General features: G+C 71.3%; 17 protein-coding genes and 1 riboswitch. Of the genes, 5 read left to right on the top strand and 12 right to left on the bottom strand.

The genetic code is table 11. The features are described from left to right. Positions 1-45 precede the first annotated feature (45 nt). From I847_RS0112810 to I847_RS0112800, 3 genes are read left to right on the top strand one after another with little or no spacing between them, the layout of a single operon-like run. Entirely contained in the window at positions 46-1,080 is a 1,035-nt protein-coding gene (locus I847_RS0112810) for an efflux RND transporter periplasmic adaptor subunit (RefSeq protein WP_028050014.1), read from the top strand. Further along, complete coding sequence (locus tag I847_RS23605; RefSeq protein ID WP_051274882.1) at positions 1,077-1,880, top strand: ABC transporter ATP-binding protein; 804 nt, start codon at positions 1,077-1,079, stop codon at positions 1,878-1,880. The genes I847_RS0112810 and I847_RS23605 overlap by 4 nt, the downstream gene beginning before the upstream one ends. After that, a complete protein-coding gene (locus I847_RS0112800; RefSeq protein WP_028050013.1) occupies positions 1,877-3,127 on the top strand; it encodes an ABC transporter permease in 1,251 nt (416 codons plus the stop codon). The genes I847_RS23605 and I847_RS0112800 overlap by 4 nt, the downstream gene beginning before the upstream one ends. On the opposite strand, the gene I847_RS0112795 is transcribed toward I847_RS0112800, so the two are convergent. Next, complete coding sequence (locus I847_RS0112795) at positions 3,124-3,645, bottom strand: helix-turn-helix domain-containing protein (protein ID WP_034610184.1); 522 nt, start codon at positions 3,643-3,645, stop codon at positions 3,124-3,126. The genes I847_RS0112800 and I847_RS0112795 overlap by 4 nt on opposite strands. A 56-nt stretch (positions 3,646-3,701) precedes the next feature. Here I847_RS0112795 and I847_RS23600 point away from each other — a divergent pair, with 56 nt between their 5' ends. Next, positions 3,702-4,967, top strand: coding sequence for an MFS transporter (locus tag I847_RS23600; RefSeq protein WP_231384211.1), 1,266 nt, complete (start codon positions 3,702-3,704; stop codon positions 4,965-4,967). Positions 4,968-5,008: 41 nt separating this feature from the next. Here the strand turns inward: I847_RS23600 and I847_RS0112785 are convergent, their stop codons facing one another. The 8 genes from I847_RS0112785 to I847_RS0112750 all read right to left on the bottom strand — a co-directional run bounded on the left by I847_RS0112785 (position 5,009) and on the right by I847_RS0112750 (position 11,734). Next, positions 5,009-5,314, bottom strand: a complete 306-nt coding sequence (locus I847_RS0112785) for an SHOCT domain-containing protein (protein ID WP_028050011.1) — start codon at positions 5,312-5,314, stop codon at positions 5,009-5,011. 117 nt (positions 5,315-5,431) lie between these two features. Next, a complete protein-coding gene (locus I847_RS0112780; RefSeq protein ID WP_028050010.1) occupies positions 5,432-6,094 on the bottom strand; it encodes a response regulator transcription factor in 663 nt (220 codons plus the stop codon). Beyond that, entirely contained in the window at positions 6,091-7,293 is a 1,203-nt protein-coding gene (locus tag I847_RS23595) for a sensor histidine kinase (protein WP_051274865.1), read from the bottom strand. Before I847_RS23595 ends, I847_RS0112780 begins: the two co-directional genes overlap by 4 nt. A gap of 98 nt (positions 7,294-7,391) precedes the next feature. Beyond that, positions 7,392-8,204: an exodeoxyribonuclease III gene (locus I847_RS0112770; RefSeq protein ID WP_028050009.1), complete on the bottom strand. Its 813-nt coding sequence runs from the start codon at positions 8,202-8,204 to the stop codon at positions 7,392-7,394. A gap of 60 nt (positions 8,205-8,264) precedes the next feature. Next, positions 8,265-8,744 carry a VOC family protein gene (locus I847_RS0112765; RefSeq protein ID WP_028050008.1) on the bottom strand — a complete coding sequence of 160 codons (480 nt, stop codon included), beginning with the start codon at positions 8,742-8,744 and terminating at the stop codon, positions 8,265-8,267. A 63-nt stretch (positions 8,745-8,807) separates the two neighbouring features. Continuing rightward, positions 8,808-9,692, bottom strand: a complete 885-nt coding sequence (locus tag I847_RS0112760; RefSeq protein WP_028050007.1) for a bifunctional methylenetetrahydrofolate dehydrogenase/methenyltetrahydrofolate cyclohydrolase — start codon at positions 9,690-9,692, stop codon at positions 8,808-8,810. Continuing rightward, positions 9,692-10,975 (bottom strand): serine hydroxymethyltransferase, encoded by a 1,284-nt coding sequence (gene glyA / locus I847_RS0112755; RefSeq protein ID WP_028050006.1) that lies wholly within the window; start codon positions 10,973-10,975, stop codon positions 9,692-9,694. Before glyA ends, I847_RS0112760 begins: the two co-directional genes overlap by 1 nt. Positions 10,976-11,039: 64 nt before the next feature. Next, positions 11,040-11,130, bottom strand: a riboswitch (ZMP/ZTP riboswitch). A gap of 106 nt (positions 11,131-11,236) precedes the next feature. Then, positions 11,237-11,734, bottom strand: a complete 498-nt coding sequence (locus I847_RS0112750; protein ID WP_028050005.1) for a GNAT family N-acetyltransferase — start codon at positions 11,732-11,734, stop codon at positions 11,237-11,239. A gap of 48 nt (positions 11,735-11,782) precedes the next feature. Between I847_RS0112750 and purU the strand changes: the two genes are divergently transcribed. Continuing rightward, positions 11,783-12,646 (top strand): formyltetrahydrofolate deformylase, encoded by an 864-nt coding sequence (gene purU, locus I847_RS0112745; RefSeq protein WP_028050004.1) that lies wholly within the window; start codon positions 11,783-11,785, stop codon positions 12,644-12,646. Positions 12,647-12,649: 3 nt separating this feature from the next. Here purU and I847_RS0112740 read toward each other — a convergent pair whose 3' ends face one another. The 3 genes from I847_RS0112740 to I847_RS0112730 all read right to left on the bottom strand — a co-directional run bounded on the left by I847_RS0112740 (position 12,650) and on the right by I847_RS0112730 (position 15,194). Further along, positions 12,650-13,375, bottom strand: a complete 726-nt coding sequence (locus I847_RS0112740) for a cysteine hydrolase family protein (RefSeq protein WP_028050003.1) — start codon at positions 13,373-13,375, stop codon at positions 12,650-12,652. After that, positions 13,375-13,968, bottom strand: coding sequence for a cysteine hydrolase family protein (locus tag I847_RS0112735; RefSeq protein ID WP_028050002.1), 594 nt, complete (start codon positions 13,966-13,968; stop codon positions 13,375-13,377). The genes I847_RS0112740 and I847_RS0112735 overlap by 1 nt, the downstream gene beginning before the upstream one ends. A 65-nt stretch (positions 13,969-14,033) precedes the next feature. Continuing rightward, on the bottom strand, positions 14,034-15,194 hold the full coding sequence (locus tag I847_RS0112730) for a BMP family ABC transporter substrate-binding protein (protein WP_028050001.1): 1,161 nt from the start codon (positions 15,192-15,194) through the stop codon (positions 14,034-14,036). Between the last annotated feature and the right edge of the window lie 27 nt (positions 15,195-15,221).

Below are 15,221 nucleotides of genomic sequence, written 5' to 3'. Positions count from 1 at the left end.
GCTCCGGCGCGCCCGCAGCACCTAATCGACGCGAGGAGCTTGACCGTGGGGGTCACCCGCAGGATCGTCTTTCCGACCATCCGACTGCTCGTCTGGGCGGTCATCGCGATCGCCCTGGTGAAGATCGCGTTCACCGGCGCGGACATCGGCACCGTGGACACCTCCCTCAAGCCGACAGGCGTCTCGGTGGAGCCCACCGTCCAGGTGGCGACCGGGGACGTCACCAACGCGGTGACGATCCAGGCGACCGTGGTCGCCGACCCTGCCGTCCTCGTCAAGGCGACGCTCGCCGGGAAGGTCAGCAAGCTGCTCGCCACGGACGGCGCCGTCGTCGCGGTCGGCACACCGATCCTGGAGATCCGCAAGGAGACCCCTCAGGAGCCGCGGGTGACGACGAACCCTGAGACGGGAGAGACGACGACGACCGAGGTCAGGCCCAAGGTCGAGACGGTCGTCGTGCAGTCGGGCGTCGCCGGGACACTGTCGCTGCCGACCCTCAAGGACCAGGAGGTCGCGGTGGGTGACCAGGTGGCGACGGTCGCGCCCGGAACCCTCTCGGTGACCGGCACGCTGACGCCCGACCAGCAGTACCGGCTGGTCGGGGCACCGACCCAGGCGTCCGTGGCGCTCAACGGCGGACCGGCACCCTTCGACTGCACGGGCCTGCGCGTCGGCGCCGCTCCGCAGGCCGAGGGCACGGCACCGGATCCTGGGGACGGCTCCGTCGGGACGCCGCCCTCGAGCGGAACCGTCTCGTGTGCCGTCCCCGCGGGCGTGACCGCGTTCGCCGGACTGGGCGCCAGCGTCGAGGTCACGAACGGGTCGGTGCAGGGCGCCGTCGTCGTGCCCATCTCTGCGGTGCAGGGGACCGTCCAGACGGGCAACGTGTGGCTCGTCGGCGCCGACGGCACGAACACGAAGAAGGCCGTGTCGCTCGGCCTCACCGACGGCAAGGTCGTCCAGGTCACGGCCGGGCTCGCCAAGGGCGACTCGATCCTCGAGTTCATCCCGGTGCCCGGTGGTCAGGGCCTGCCGGTCGACTGTGCCGTGAACTACGACCCGAAGGTGTGCGGCGGATGAGCCTCCTCGAGCTCACGGACGTCACCCGCTCGGTACGGCTGCCCGACGACCGGATGCTGCACATCCTGCGCGGGGTCACCGTGTCGGTCGGTGCGGGCGAGCACGTGGCCGTCGTCGGACGCTCCGGCACGGGCAAGTCGACCCTGCTCAACATCCTCGGTCTGCTCGACGCACCCACGACGGGCGAGTACCTGCTCGAGGGTGTGCCGATCGGACGCCTCTCCAACGGCACGCGCACCCGACGCCGCGGGCGGGACTTCGGGTTCGTCTTCCAGCAGTTCAACCTCCTGCCCGGCCGGACGGCGCTCGAGAACGTCACCGCTCCCCTGCTCTACGCGCGGGGGAAGCAGTTCTGGAACCGCACCAGGCTCGCGCAGCAGATGCTCGAGCGCGTCGGCCTGGGTGACCGCGTCGACACCATGCCGGACAAGCTCTCCGGTGGCGAGCAGCAGCGCGTCGCCATCGCCCGCGCCCTCGTGCGCGGACCGCGTGTGATCCTCGCCGACGAACCCACCGGGGCGCTCGACGTGGAGACCGGCGGTGCCGTGATGGACCTGCTCGACGAGATCGCGTCGCAGACCGGAGCGGCACTCGTGACCATCACGCACGACCTCGCCGTCGCGGCGCGGGCCGAGCGGCAGTACCGGCTGGCCGACGGCGTCCTCGTGCCGATCCAGCTGGACGCGCAGACCGACTGGGTGGGCGACGTGCCGACGCTCGTCGCGGACCGGTCGGGTGCGACGGAGCGGCGCCTGCTCGAGCCCGGCCCGCGCCTTCCCGAGAACGGGCTCCTCGCGTGACGGGCATCGTCGGGGCGATCGTCGAGGCGTGGGACGAGCTGCGGATCCACAAGCTGCGGGTCCTGCTCGCGCTGATCGGGGTCGCGTGCGCGGTGACCGCGATCACGAGCGTGACCGCCGTCATCGCGATGCTCAAGCAGGCCACCCAGGAGCAGAACGACAAGCAGAGCGGACGCCAGGTCACGCTGATGGTCAGCGCCTACCCGATGGACCAGTCCGCTGCGACACCCACCACGTGGGACGACGCGTTCACGAACCTGCTCGACCGCTACTCGATCACCTACGCGAGCCGCGACGAGTGGATCCAGGCACCGGTGCGGCTGCCCGACGGCAAGCGGTCGGTCCAGGTCCGGACGGTGGACGTGGACCTGGGCACGATCGACCGCATCGTGCCCGCCGAAGGGCGCTGGTTCGCGGAGGTCGACGAGTCCGCGTACGCGCCGACGCTCGTCGTCAACAAGGCCTTCCTCACAGCGCTCGGGCTGCCCGACCTGTCCACCCACCCCACCGTCGAGGTCGGCGACCAGGCGCCGGTGACGGCCTCGATCATCGGCGTGCTGAACGACGACTGGCCCGGGGCCGACCCGGCCGTGATGGTGCTCTACGACCAGTACCACCGGTGGATCGGCGACGACGGCTCCGGCATCAGGTCAGGCGGCGCCGCGCCCGCCGCGGGGACGGCGGCCGCCAACATGGCCATGCAGGTGCCGACCGTGTACCTGTGGGTGCCTGCCGACCAGGTGCACGCGCTGAAGCGTCAGATCGCGCAGGACATGCAGGCCGCCACGCCCGGTTGGCAGGTGGACGTCCAGGGCAACAACCACGGCGACGGCGGGCTCGGTCGTGCGACCACCTACGCCGGCATCGGGATCGGCGGGCTCGCCCTCCTGCTCGGCGGGCTCGGGCTGGTCAACATCGCCCTCGTCACCGTTCGCTACCGGATCCGCGAGATCGGCATCCGGCGCTCGTTCGGCGCCACGTCCGGTCGCGTGTTCTTCGGCGTGCTGCTCGAGTCGGTGGTCGCGACGTTCGTCGCAGGCCTGGTCGGCGTCACGCTGGCGGTCGCGATCATCAAGAACATCCCGGTCGACACGCTGTTCGGCGGCGGGATCCAGGACATGCCGCCGTTCCCGGTCTCCGCCGCGGTGATCGGCATGCTCTGCGCGACGGCGGTCGGGGCTCTGGCAGGGGTCATCCCGGCGAGCGTCGCGGTACGCGTCAAGGTGATCGACGCCATCCGGTACTAGCCGGCTGCCGCGCTGCCCGGGGACGCCTTGCGGGTGGCGTCCTCGTGCAGCGCGAAGAACAGCGAGTAGGGCATCCCGCCGGGTGTCGGGGGTCGGCTCGCGAAGTCCTCGAACACCGCGCCGACCCGTTCGGCCAGCTCGGCGTACCCGGCGGCGTCGAGCCGTAGGCCGAGCCGGATAGCGATCACCTCGGCCGGGTCGACGAGCGCGACCTCCTCGAGGAACGTGTCGACGAGGATGCGGGACGAGGACGACGGTCCGGGCGTCCGCCACGACTTTCCCGTGGCGAGATAGGGCACCTCGCGGGACCCGCGGGCTCCGCGTCGGACCGGTTGGGCGGTCAGGAAGCCGCGGTCGGCCAGGGTGCGGACGTGATGCAGGATCGTCGCAGGGTTGCGGTCGAGGCATGAAGCGATCTCGCGGTTGGTCAGCGGTTCGTCGAGACACAGCCGCAGGATCCGGAGCCGCAGCGTGCTGGCAAGCGCCCGCGCGTCCGCGTCGACCTCCTTCTCGCTCACGAGGCGATCGTCCCACACCGATTGACTTTTCCGAATCAGTTGTCGATCCTGTGGCCGTGAGCGAGTCCCTCGTGCACCACGCCGAGTTCCGTCGCCTGTGGACCGGCGACGCCCTCGGGCAGTTCGGCGCCCAGCTGACCGGGTTGGCGCTCCCGGTCTACGCGGTCCAGGAGCTGGCCGCGAACGAGTGGCAGATGGGCATGCTGACCGCCGCCGAGACTGCGGCGTTCCTCGTCATCGGCCTGCCGGCGGGCGCCTGGGTGGACAGGATGCGCAAGCGCCGCGTCCTGGTCACCTCCGACCTGGTGCGCGCCGGCGTGCTCGCCGTCGTCGTCTCCGCCGCCGTCTCCGGGCACGCATCCGTGCCGATGCTCATCGTCGCCGGGCTGGTGATCAGCGTCGCGTCGGTGTTCTTCGACGTCGCACACCAGAGCTACGTGCCAGGGCTGGTCGGGCTGGAGCACATCGTCGAAGGCAACTCGAAGCTGCAGGCGACCCAGTCGGTCGCGGCGGTCGCGGCCCCGGCGGTCGGCGGGCTGCTGCTCAAGGTCATCACGGCGCCGGCCCTGATCGGGGTGAACGTCCTGACCTACCTGGCCTCGTCGTTCGCCGTCTGGCGCATCCGGCACGTCGAGGCTCCGCCACACCCGTCGACCCACCGTCCGCTACGCACGGAGATCGGGGAGGGGCTCTCGTTCGTCGTGCACCAGCCGATCCTGCGCCGGATCGTCGCGACGACCGGCCTGGCAAACTTCGCGAACGCGATGTCGAACGCGGTGCTGGTCATCTACGCGCTGCGGGTGCTCGACCTCGGTACCGGAGCCTGGGGCACGGTCGTCTCGGCCTCCGCGATCGGCGGGCTCGTCGGTGCCGTGGGCGCAGGCCGGCTCGCCGAGCGCGTCGGCGAGGCACGACTCGTCCCGCTCTCGATGCTCGCCGCGGTTCCCGCGACGGCGCTGACACCGCTCGCGTGGGTGCTCCCGTTCCCCCCGGCCCTCGTGCTGATCGTCGGCGGAGCGACGTTCTCGTTCACGGTCGTGCTCTACAACGTCGCCCAGGTCAGCTTCCGCCAGCGGGTCTGCCCGCCCGCCCTGCTCGGGCGGATGAACGCGTCCGTCCGGTTCATCGTGTGGGGCACCATGCCGATCGGCGGACTGCTGGGCGGCTGGCTCGGCACCCACCTGGGTGTCCAGGCAACGCTCTGGATCGCGGTCGCAGTCACCGCCGTGTCGGCGCTGCCGGTGCTGATCTCGCCGCTTCTGCGCATGCGAGACCTCCCGACGGCGCCCGCCGTCGCGACGGACGCCGTGCGGAACCCCTGACACGGCGTCCGGGCGACGGTCCGTCGGGAGGCTGCCGTGCACTAGTCCCTCGGCTGCGGGGCCGTGGCGAGCAGCACCTCGAGCCGCGCGCGGTACTCGGCCTCGTCGAGCTCGCCGCGGGCGTACCGCTCGGCGAGCACCGCCCGGGCGCTCTGCGTGCCGCGACCCTGCGGACCCCAGCCGCCGTTCTCCGCCCAGTACGCGCGACGCCGACGCCCGCCGAAGACGATGCACAGGGCGATGACGCCCAGCCAGAAGAACGGGATGAACAGGAACCACGGGCCGGGACCCCAGCCCCATCCCCAGCCGACGGGGTGTGCCGCCACCGCGGCGAGCGAGCTGAACATGAGGACCTCCGGGTCGTGTCGGGGCGGCCGTCCGTCGACCGCACCACCACAGTCGCTTGCCGCACCCTCCGCCGTCGTCGTCCGGCCGGAGCGTCCGACGTACTCCGTACACACCGCCTACGCCCAGCCGGGCCGCACCACCCCGGACTCGTAGGCGACGACGACGAGCTGCGCCCGGTCCCGCGCGCCGACCTTGGCCATCGCGCGCAGCACGTGCGTCTTGACGGTCAGCGGGGACAGGAACATCCGGGCGCCGATCTCGTCGTTGGACAGTCCTTCGGCGACGAGCGCGAGGACCTCCCGCTCGCGTGGCGTGAGGTCGCCCAGGCCTGGGACGTCGACGGCGTCGCGGGTCGCGCGCGCGACCGTGGCGAGGAGCCTTCGCGTGACCGTCGGCGAGAGCAACGCGTCACCGGCGGCGACGACGCGCACCGCGCGCAGCAGGTCCGCCGGCTCGGTGTCCTTGACCAGGAAGCCGGACGCGCCGGCGCGGATCGCCTCGGCGACGTACTCGTCGAGCTCGAACGTGGTCACGACGACCACCCGGACGCCACTCGCTCCTGGGTCCTCGACGATCCGCCGGGTCGCGGTCAGGCCGTCGCTCCCGGGCATGCGGATGTCCATGAGGACGACGTCAGGCAGCAGCTCCGTCGCCAGCCGCACCGCCTCGTCACCGGTCGACGCCTCGCCGACGACGGTCAGGTCCGCCTCCGCGTCGATGAGGGCACGGAACCCCCCGCGCACGAGAGCCTGGTCGTCGGCCAGGAGCACCCGGATCATCGCGCGGCCGCCCACGGGATCTCGACGCTGACCCGGAACCCGTCGGTGTGCTCGACGACCAGCGAACCACCCAGCCCCTCGACCCGCTCGCGCATCCCTCGCAGTCCGTACCCTTCCAGCACCGGCTCTTGTACCTCACCGTCGTCACGCACGGACAGGCCGAGCGATCCGCCCTCCACCAGGAGCCTGACCTGCACCGATGTCGCCGGTGAGTGGCGCCGGACGTTGGTCAGCGCCTCCTGCAGCGCGCGGTGGACCGCGACCCCGGCCGCCTCGGGGACGACTCCGCGCACCGCGTCCACGGCCTCCGCCAGCCCGTCGTCGTCCACGGTCAACCCGTCGTCCCGCGCCATCCGGACGAGGTCGAGCAACCCGTCGAGGTCACGCACGGCGGCCGGTTCCCGGGGTGCCTCTCCCTGCGCCCGCAGCACCCCGAGGACCTCACGCACCTCGTCCAGGGCGTCCCTGCTGGTGTCCCGGATGGCGCCGAGCGCCTTGCGCGCCTGCTCCGGCTCCCGATCCATCAGGTGCAGTCCTACGCCGGCCTGCACGGTGATCGCGGACAACGAGTGGGCGAGCACGTCGTGCAGCTCGCGCGCGATCCTGAGCCGCTCGGCGGCCACCGCGGCCTCCTCCCGTGACTCGCGCGCCACGGTCAGCGCGCGCATCCGCTCGCGCCGCCCGCGCGCCCCCTCGCCCAGGACCATCGCGACCGCCAGCCCCACCACCGTGAACGCCGCGTACACCGCGCTCGGCTCCCCCGTCGCGACGGCGACCGCGACCACCCCGAGCACGCCCGCGAGCCCCACGCCGAGCGACAGCGCACGCTGCCGCGTCGCTCCGGCGGCGACGATGACGAAGCCGAGCGGCACCACCGCCGGACCGCGCGGGTAGCCGAGGGCGAGATAGGCGACCGGGCCGAGGACCGCGAGCACACCCCCGACGACGGCCCACGCTCCCCGTCGGACCACGAGCAGGATCGACGCGGGCGCCAGAACCAGCAGCAGGGCAGCACCGACGTCGAAGGACCGCTCGTAGGTCTTCCACAACGACGCGAAGACGCAGCCCAGGAGCGTCACGGTCGCGAGCGCCGCGACCGGGACCACCAGCCAGGCCGAGCGCGGGCGTCCGCCCGACCAGTGGCGGCCGGCCCACGGAGGCCCTGCGCCCCAGGCGCCTCCGGGCACGGGTTCGGTCATCCGACCACGGTAGCCACGGCCGCCGGTCGACCGCGTCCTCCGCACGGAGCGGACCGACTCGTCCGCACGGAGTCCGCCGGACCAGGAGCGGGCTCCGCTCAGACGTCGTACTGCACGACCACGGGCGCGTGGTCGCTGAACCGCTCGGCGTAGGTCGCGGCCCGGTCCACGGTCGCGCTGACGGCGGCGTCCGCGAGGTCCGAGGTCGCCAGCTGGTAGTCGATGCGCCAACCGGAGTCGTTGTCGAACGCCTGCCCGCGCCACGACCACCACGTGTACGGCCCTGGACCCTCGCCGCCGAGCTCTCGACCGAGGTCGTGCCAGCCGAGGTCGTCGAACCAGCGGTCCAGGTAGGCACGCTCACGCGGCAGGAAGCCCGCGTGCTTGAGGTTCCCCTTCCAGTTCTTCAGGTCCACCTCGCGGTGCGCGATGTTGACGTCCCCGGCGACGACCGCGTACCCGCCGCCCTCGGCGAGGTCGGCCAGCCGGGACGTGACGTGGTCGAGGAACGCGTACTTCTCGTCCATCGACGGCTGCCCGGCCGTGGCCGAGTGCAGGTACGTCGACACCACCGTGATGCTGCGCGCGGGCGCTCCCTCGTGCGCGGGCAGCGCCAGGTCGGCCTCGACCCACCGCCCGGAGTCGCTGGTCACGCCGGTCTTCAGGCCGATCCGCACCGCAGTCATCGGCAGCCTCGACGCGATCGCGACACCGGCCCGGCCCGCAGTCTCGCTCGCCTCGTGCGCCAGGTGCCACTCCCCGGACGGGAGGTGGTCGGCGAGGATCTCGTCGGACGCCCGGACCTCCTGCAGGAGCACCACGTCAGGCTTGCGCGCCTCCAGCCAAGCCCCCATCCCCCGCTTGTAGGCCGCGCGGATCCCGTTGACGTTCACAGAGGCGATGGTCAGCACCGGACCATCCAACCCCACGCCGTCGGCGCTCCTCGCACGCGCTCGCCCACCGACGCCCGTTCAGTCCCCGCGGTAGGCCGCCTCGAGCGCCGCCACGTCCAGCTTCGTCATCTGGAGCATCGCTGCCATCGCCCGCGCCACCCCCTCGGTGTCCGGGCCCGACATGACGTGGTCCAGCTGGGCGGGCACGACCTGCCATGAGACGCCGAACTTGTCGACGAGCCAACCGCACTGCCCCGGCGAACCGCCGTCGGCGGTCAAGGCGTCCCAGTAGTGGTCGACCTCGCTCTGGTCCTGGCAGTCGAGGACGAACGAGAACGCGTCGTCGAGCTTGAGCACCGGGCCGCCGTTGAGGAACGTCGCCCGGAGGCCGTCGATGGTCAGCTCGATGATGAAGGCCGCTCCCTCGGAGATCCCGGGCGTCCCCGGCGGTGCGGTGACGACCGAGTCGATCGTCGTACGCGGGATCACGTCGGCGTAGAACCGTGCAGCCTCCTCGGCCTGGTCGTCGAACCAGAGGTGCGGACGGACGATTCCCATGAGCGGATCCCTTCGAGACATGACAGAAGCGCCCCGGGTCTCCCCGGGGCGCTTCTGGGTCGTTCAGGCTCCGAGCAGCCGTTCGGCGGTGTCGACGACGTTGCTCAACAGCATCGCCCGCGTCATCGGCCCCACGCCACCCGGGTTCGGTGAGACCCAGGAGGCGATCTCGAGCACGCCGGGGTCCACGTCGCCGACGACACGGCTCTTGCCGGTCTCCGGGTCCACGGCCCGCGAGACGCCGACGTCGACGACGACCGCACCCGGCTTGACGATGTCCGCCGTGATGATCCCCGGAACACCGGCCGCCGCCACGATCACGTCCGCGTTCCGGGTGTGCTCGGCCAGGTCGTCGGTGCCCGTGTGCGTGAGCGTGACGGTCGCGTTGATCTCCCGCCGCGTGAGCAGCAGCCCGATCGAGCGCCCGACCGTCACGCCCCGGCCGACGACGACGACGTCCGCGCCGTGCAGGTCGATCCCGTGCCGCAGGATCAGCTCGATGATGCCGCGCGGAGTGCACGGAAGCGGCGAGGTGACCGGCTCGTTGACCCGCAGGACCAGGCGCCCGAGGTTGGTCGGGTGCAGGCCGTCGGCGTCCTTGTCGGGGTCGACCAGCTCGAGCACCCGGTTGGTGTCGATGCCCTTGGGCAAGGGCAGCTGCACGATGAACCCGGTGCAGGCCGGGTCCTCGTTCAGCCGTCGAACCGCCGCCTCGATCTCGTCCTGGGTCGCCGTGTCGGGCAGGTCCTCCCGGATCGAGGCGATGCCGACCTCGGCGCAGTCCTTGTGCTTGCCGGCCACGTACCACCGCGAACCCGGGTCGTCGCCGACCAGGAGCGTGCCGAGGCCGGGCGTGACCCCGCGGGCAGCCAGGGCGGCCACCCGCTCGGTCAGCTCCGCCTTGATATGCGCTGCAGTGGCCGTGCCGTCGAGAAGCTCGGCCGTCATCAGTACTGCTGCAGTCCGTCGTAGAGCGGGAAGCCGTCGGTGAGCTTGAGCACCCGGGCCTTCAGCGCATCGAGGTCCGTCGAGGCGCCGTTGATCAGGGCGGTCGCGATGATGTCCGCCACCTCCGTGAACTCCGCGTCGCCGAAGCCGCGCGACGCGAGGGCGGGCGTGCCGATGCGCAGGCCCGACGTGACGCGCGGGGGGCGCGGGTCGAAGGGCACCGCGTTGCGGTTGACGGTGATGCCGGCCGAGTGCAGGAGGTCCTCCGCCTGCTGGCCGTCGAGGTCCGAGTGCCGCAGGTCGACGAGGACGAGGTGCACGTCCGTGCCGCCCGTGAGCACCGAGACGCCGGCCTTGGTGACGTCCGGCGCGGACAGCCGCTCGGCGATCAGGCGCGCACCGTCGAGCGTGCGCTGCTGGCGGTCCTTGAACTCCTCGGTGCCGGCGACCTTGAACGCGACGGCCTTGGCGGCGATCACGTGCATGAGCGGGCCACCCTGCTGGCCCGGGAAGACGGCCGAGTCGATCTTCTTGGCGTACTCCTCCTTGCTCAGGATGAAGCCCGAGCGGGGGCCGCCGATCGTCTTGTGCACCGTGCTGGAGACCACGTCGGAGTGCGGGACGGGGCTCGGGTGCAGGCCCGCGGCGACCAGGCCGGCGAAGTGCGCCATGTCGACCCAGAGCTTGGCGCCGACCTCGTCGGCGATGGACCGGAAGGCCGCGAAGTCGAGGTGACGCGGGTAGGCGGACCAGCCACCGATGATCACGTCGGGGCGCTGCTCGAGCGCCTTGGCCCGCACCACGTCCATGTCGACGAGGAAGGTGTCCGGGTCCACGCCGTACGCGCCGACCTGGTAGAGCTTGCCGGAGAAGTTGATCTTCATGCCGTGCGTGAGGTGGCCGCCGTGGGCCAGCTCGAGGCCGAGGATCTTGTCGCCCGCGTTGATCAGGGCGTGCAGCACGGCCGCGTTGGCGGTCGCGCCCGAGTGCGGCTGGACGTTGGCGTGCTCCGCGCCGAACAGCGACGTGGCGCGGTCGATCGCGATGCTCTCGGCGATGTCGACCTGCTCGCAGCCGCCGTAGTAGCGGCGGCCGGGGTAGCCCTCGGCGTACTTGTTGGTCAGCACGGAGCCCTGCGCCTGCAGAACCGCACGTGGGACGAAGTTCTCGGACGCGATCATCTCGAGGGTGCCCTGCTGGCGTGCCAGCTCACCGTCGAGGACGGCGGCGATCTCGGGGTCGAGCTCGGAGATGTTCTGATCGAGGATCGGGGTGTTGCTCATGGCACTCCCTGGCAGTCAGCGCGCACGGTGTCACCGCGCACTCGGTAGTCGGACCGGTGGGGTGACCGGGGGCCCAGGCGTCCGACCCATGGTCTGCTGCTGCTGCGTCGCTCCCCGGTGGTGACCCACCCGTTTCGCCAGTCGCGACGCCGCACAGAGTAGCAAGTGCGAAGGCGTCCCGTCCCACCGCCCGGATCGCGACCACAGGATTCAGAGGATGTGCCGACGAATCGTCGGCCAATCCTCTGATTCCCGGCCGGCTCAGCTTTCGGCGTGCTCCGCGTCGCCCAGGATCTTGCGCAGGTACGCGTACGTCAGGTCGCCGGCGGTCTGGTCGTGCTGGTGCTCGTAGCCGTGCTTGGCGTAGAGGGCGATGTTCTGCACCGAGTCCCGGCCCGTGAACACCCAGACCTCCTCGATGCCGTCAGGCAGGAACGGGAGGATCGCCATGAGCATCTGCGTGCCGAACCCCTGGCCCTGCAGGTCGGGGGCGACCGCGAACCGGCCGAGCGTGGCCTTCGAGCCCTCGATCAGCACGCGGATCGACCCGACGAGCCGGTGCCCGTGCCAGCCGCCGAGAGTGATGACGCCGTCCGCCTCCAGGTCCTCGCGCAGCTCGTCGAGGGTCTGCGTCAGCGGCGGGATGTGCGGGTCCCCGTACTGCTGAGCCTCGGTCACGAATGCGGCCCGACGGAGCGTCAGGAGCTCCCCGGCGTCGTCGAGGGTCACCGAACGGATGTCGAGGTCGGCGGTCGTCATGGCGCCCATCGTGTCAGCCGATCGCCGCGACCACTACTCTCGGAACTCGTGTCCTCCGCCACCATCGAACCGACCCACTGGGTGCTGTCTCTGTCCTGCCCCGACCGCCCCGGCATCGTGCACGCCGTCGCCGGGCTGCTGGCCGAGCACGGCGGGAACATCACCGAGTCGCAGCAGTTCGGCGACCCGCTGTCGGGCCTGTTCTTCATGCGCGTGCAGGTCACCGCGTCGACGCCGCGCGACGTCCTGACGTCCGCCCTCACGTCCCTGGGTGGCGCCTTCGACATGCAGTGGACGCTCGACGTCGTCGGTCGCCCCGTCCGGACGCTCGTCATGGGCTCCACGGCGGCGCACTGCCTCAACGACCTGGCGTTCCGGCAGCGGTCGGAGAACCTGCCCATCGACCTGGTCGCCGTCGTCTCGAACCACACGGCCCTCGAGCCGCTGGCGAGCTTCTACGGGATCCCGTTCCACCACGTGCCGGTCACCTCGGCGACGAAGGCGCAGGCGGAAGGACGGCTCCTCGAGCTCGTCCAGGAGCTCGACGTCGAGCTCGTCGTCCTGGCGCGGTACATGCAGATCCTGTCCGACGACCTCTGCCGGGCGCTGCAGGGCCGCGTGATCAACATCCACCACTCGTTCCTGCCCTCGTTCAAGGGCGCGCGCCCCTACGCCCAGGCCCACGACCGCGGGGTCAAGCTGATCGGCGCGACGGCGCACTACGTGACCGGCGAGCTCGACGAGGGCCCGATCATCGAGCAGGACGTCGAGCGCGTCGACCACTCGAGGGCAGTCGAGGACCTGGTCGCGCTCGGTCAGGACGTCGAGCGGCGCGCACTGGCGCGGGCCGTGCGCTGGCACGCCGAGCACCGCGTCCTGCTCGACGGCCACCGCACCATCGTCTTCAAGTAGCGGTCAGAGCGGGTTCTCCCAGGACGCCAGCAGCGCGGCGGAGTCCGCCACGGCGCCGAAGACCCCGCCCTGCATCTTGACCATGTTGAGTGCGGCCAGGTAGTTGCCGTAGTCGGTCGCGCCCGTGCAGTCGGACAGCAGCAGGCACTCGTAGCCGCGGTCGTTGGCGTCGCGCATGGTCGTGTGCACGCAGACGTCCGTGGTGATGCCGGTCAGGATGATGTGCGTGACCCCCTTGGAGCGCAGGATCAGGTCCAGGTCCGTGGCGTAGAACGAGCCCTTGCCGGGCTTGTCGATGATGACCTCGCCGGGCAGCGGTGCGACCTCCGGGACGATCTCCCAGCCGGGCTCGCCGCGCGTGAGGATGCGACCGCACGGGCCCGAGTCGCCGATGCCCGCGTTGATCCGTCGCGACCGCCAGAGCTTGTTCGCGGGCAGGTCGGACAGGTCCGGGCGGTGGCCCTCACGCGTGTGGATGACGTGGAAGCCCAGCTCGCGGGCCACCTCGAGCATCGCCGCGGTGGGCGCCAGACCGGCGCGTGTGAGGTTGAGGTCGTAGCCCATGGCGTCGACGTAGCCACCCGGACCGCAGAAGTCCTGTTGCCAGTCGATGTTGATGATCGCCGTCGTCGACGGGGAGAAGCTGCCGTCGTACGGCCACGGGTACGGCTCCGCCTCGACCGGCCCGAAGGCGACGTCCGTGGCGGTGGTGAGCTGGTCGGTCGTCATCACAGGTCTCCAGGGGTGAGCGCAGGAACAGGGATCAGGGCGGCGACGACCTCGGCGGTCAGGCCGACCGCACCGAAGATGCCGCCGGACATCTCGATGCTGGACACCGAGGCACCGGTCAGGGAGGGGTCGATCGGCACGCAGGCGTCGACGACCAGCAGGCACTCGTAGCCGCGGTCGTTGGCGTCGCGCATGGTCGAGTGGACGCAGGTCTCGAGGCCGACGCCGGCCAGGATCAGCCGGCGATACCGCCCTGTGCGGAGCACGATGTCCAGGTCGCTGGCGTAGTAGCCGTCGACTCCGCCCGCCACCATGTCGATGTCCGGGACCAGCAGGCCGGGCAGATCCTGGGACGCCGTGACCGGCTCGCGCAGGCGGGAGCCGCCGGGCGGCGGCGCGGTGGTGCGCACGACGATCACGGTCCCGCCGGCCGCACGGACCGCGTGGGCCAGGGACTCGAGCTGCGCGGCGATGTCCTGGGAGGCGGCACCGGCGTCCGCTGTCAGGACGACCAGCAGCGCCGTCTGCGCGCCGCCGAGGTCGCCGTCGTAGGGCCACGGGTACGGCGTCGTGGCGTTGACGTACGGGCTCATGGTTCCCCTCGGGTCTGGGAGAAACCCCGGGGCCGACCTCGACGAGGCCGACCCCGGGGCGGTGGTCAGGAGATGGTGCCGGTGACGCCCTTGACGAAGTAGTCCATCTGCTCGATGGTCTCGATCGGCGGGGTGACGCCGGCTTCCACCTTGACCGTGCCGTCCTGCGCGGTGATCGGGCCGGTGAACGGGCTGCCGCCGCCCTCGATCTTCTTGGCGGCGTCGGCGATCAGGGCCTTGGTCGCGTCCGTGACGCTCGGTCCGAACTTCGAGGCGACGAACGGGTTCTTGCCGCTGGCCATGTTCGCGCGGTAGTTCGCGTTGTAGTCGCTGCCTGTGAAGTCACCGGCGACCGCGGTCTTGACGATGTCCGAGTAGAGCGGGCCCCAGTTCCACTCGGAACCCGTCAGCCAGCCCTTCGGCGCCAGCGACGACGCGTCCGCGTGGTAGCCGACCGTGTAGGCGCCGGCGGCCTCGGTGGCCTCGATGATCGTCTTGGTGCAGTCCTGGTGCTGCGTGACCACGTCGACGCCGGAGCCGAGCAGCGACTGCACGCGGTCGGCCTGCGTGGCCGGGTCGCACCAGCTGGTCGTCGAGACGGCCGTGACCTCGACGTCGGGTCGCACCGACTGTGCGCCCAGCGTGAAGGCGTTGATGTTGGCCAGCGTCTGCGGGATCGGGATGGCGTAGACGTAGCCGAGCTTGCCGGTCTTCGTGGCGGCGCCCGCCGCGATGCCGGCCAGGTACACCGGCTCGTAGACGCTGCCGAAGTACGAACCCATGTTGGCCGGCGCCGGGTCGTCGAGCAGACCGCCCTGGTGGACGACGACGACGTCAGGGTGCTCCGCAGCGACCTGCTTGGCCGCATCGAGGTGCCCGTAGCTCGTCGCGAAGATGATCGTCGCGCCCTGCGCGATCATGCTCTCCATCGTCGTCGCGGCCGTGTCGTCCTCGGGGATGTTGTAGGCGTCGAGGACCTTGATCTTCGGGAAGTTCTTCCGGAGCGCCTCGACACCCTGGTACACGGCCTGGTTGTACCCGAAGTCGTCCTTCGGACCGACCGCGATGACGCCGACCGTCGTCGCGTCCTTGCCCGGTGCCGCGTCGGAGGACGTGGCTGCCGACGAGCTGCCGGGGTCGTCGTCGGAGACCGCGGGGCTGCAGGCGGCGAGGATCGCCACCACCGCCGCGGCGATCAGGGCGCCTGCTGTACGTCGGATCCGCATGGTGAACCTTCCGGTCGAGGGGACTGA

The sequence above is a fragment of the Cellulomonas sp. URHD0024 genome, assembly GCF_000426185.1.
Taxonomy (GTDB): domain Bacteria; phylum Actinomycetota; class Actinomycetes; order Actinomycetales; family Cellulomonadaceae; genus Cellulomonas.
Note: the sequence above shows the minus strand (reverse complement) of the source record. Positions and strands in the feature narration are given on the sequence as shown.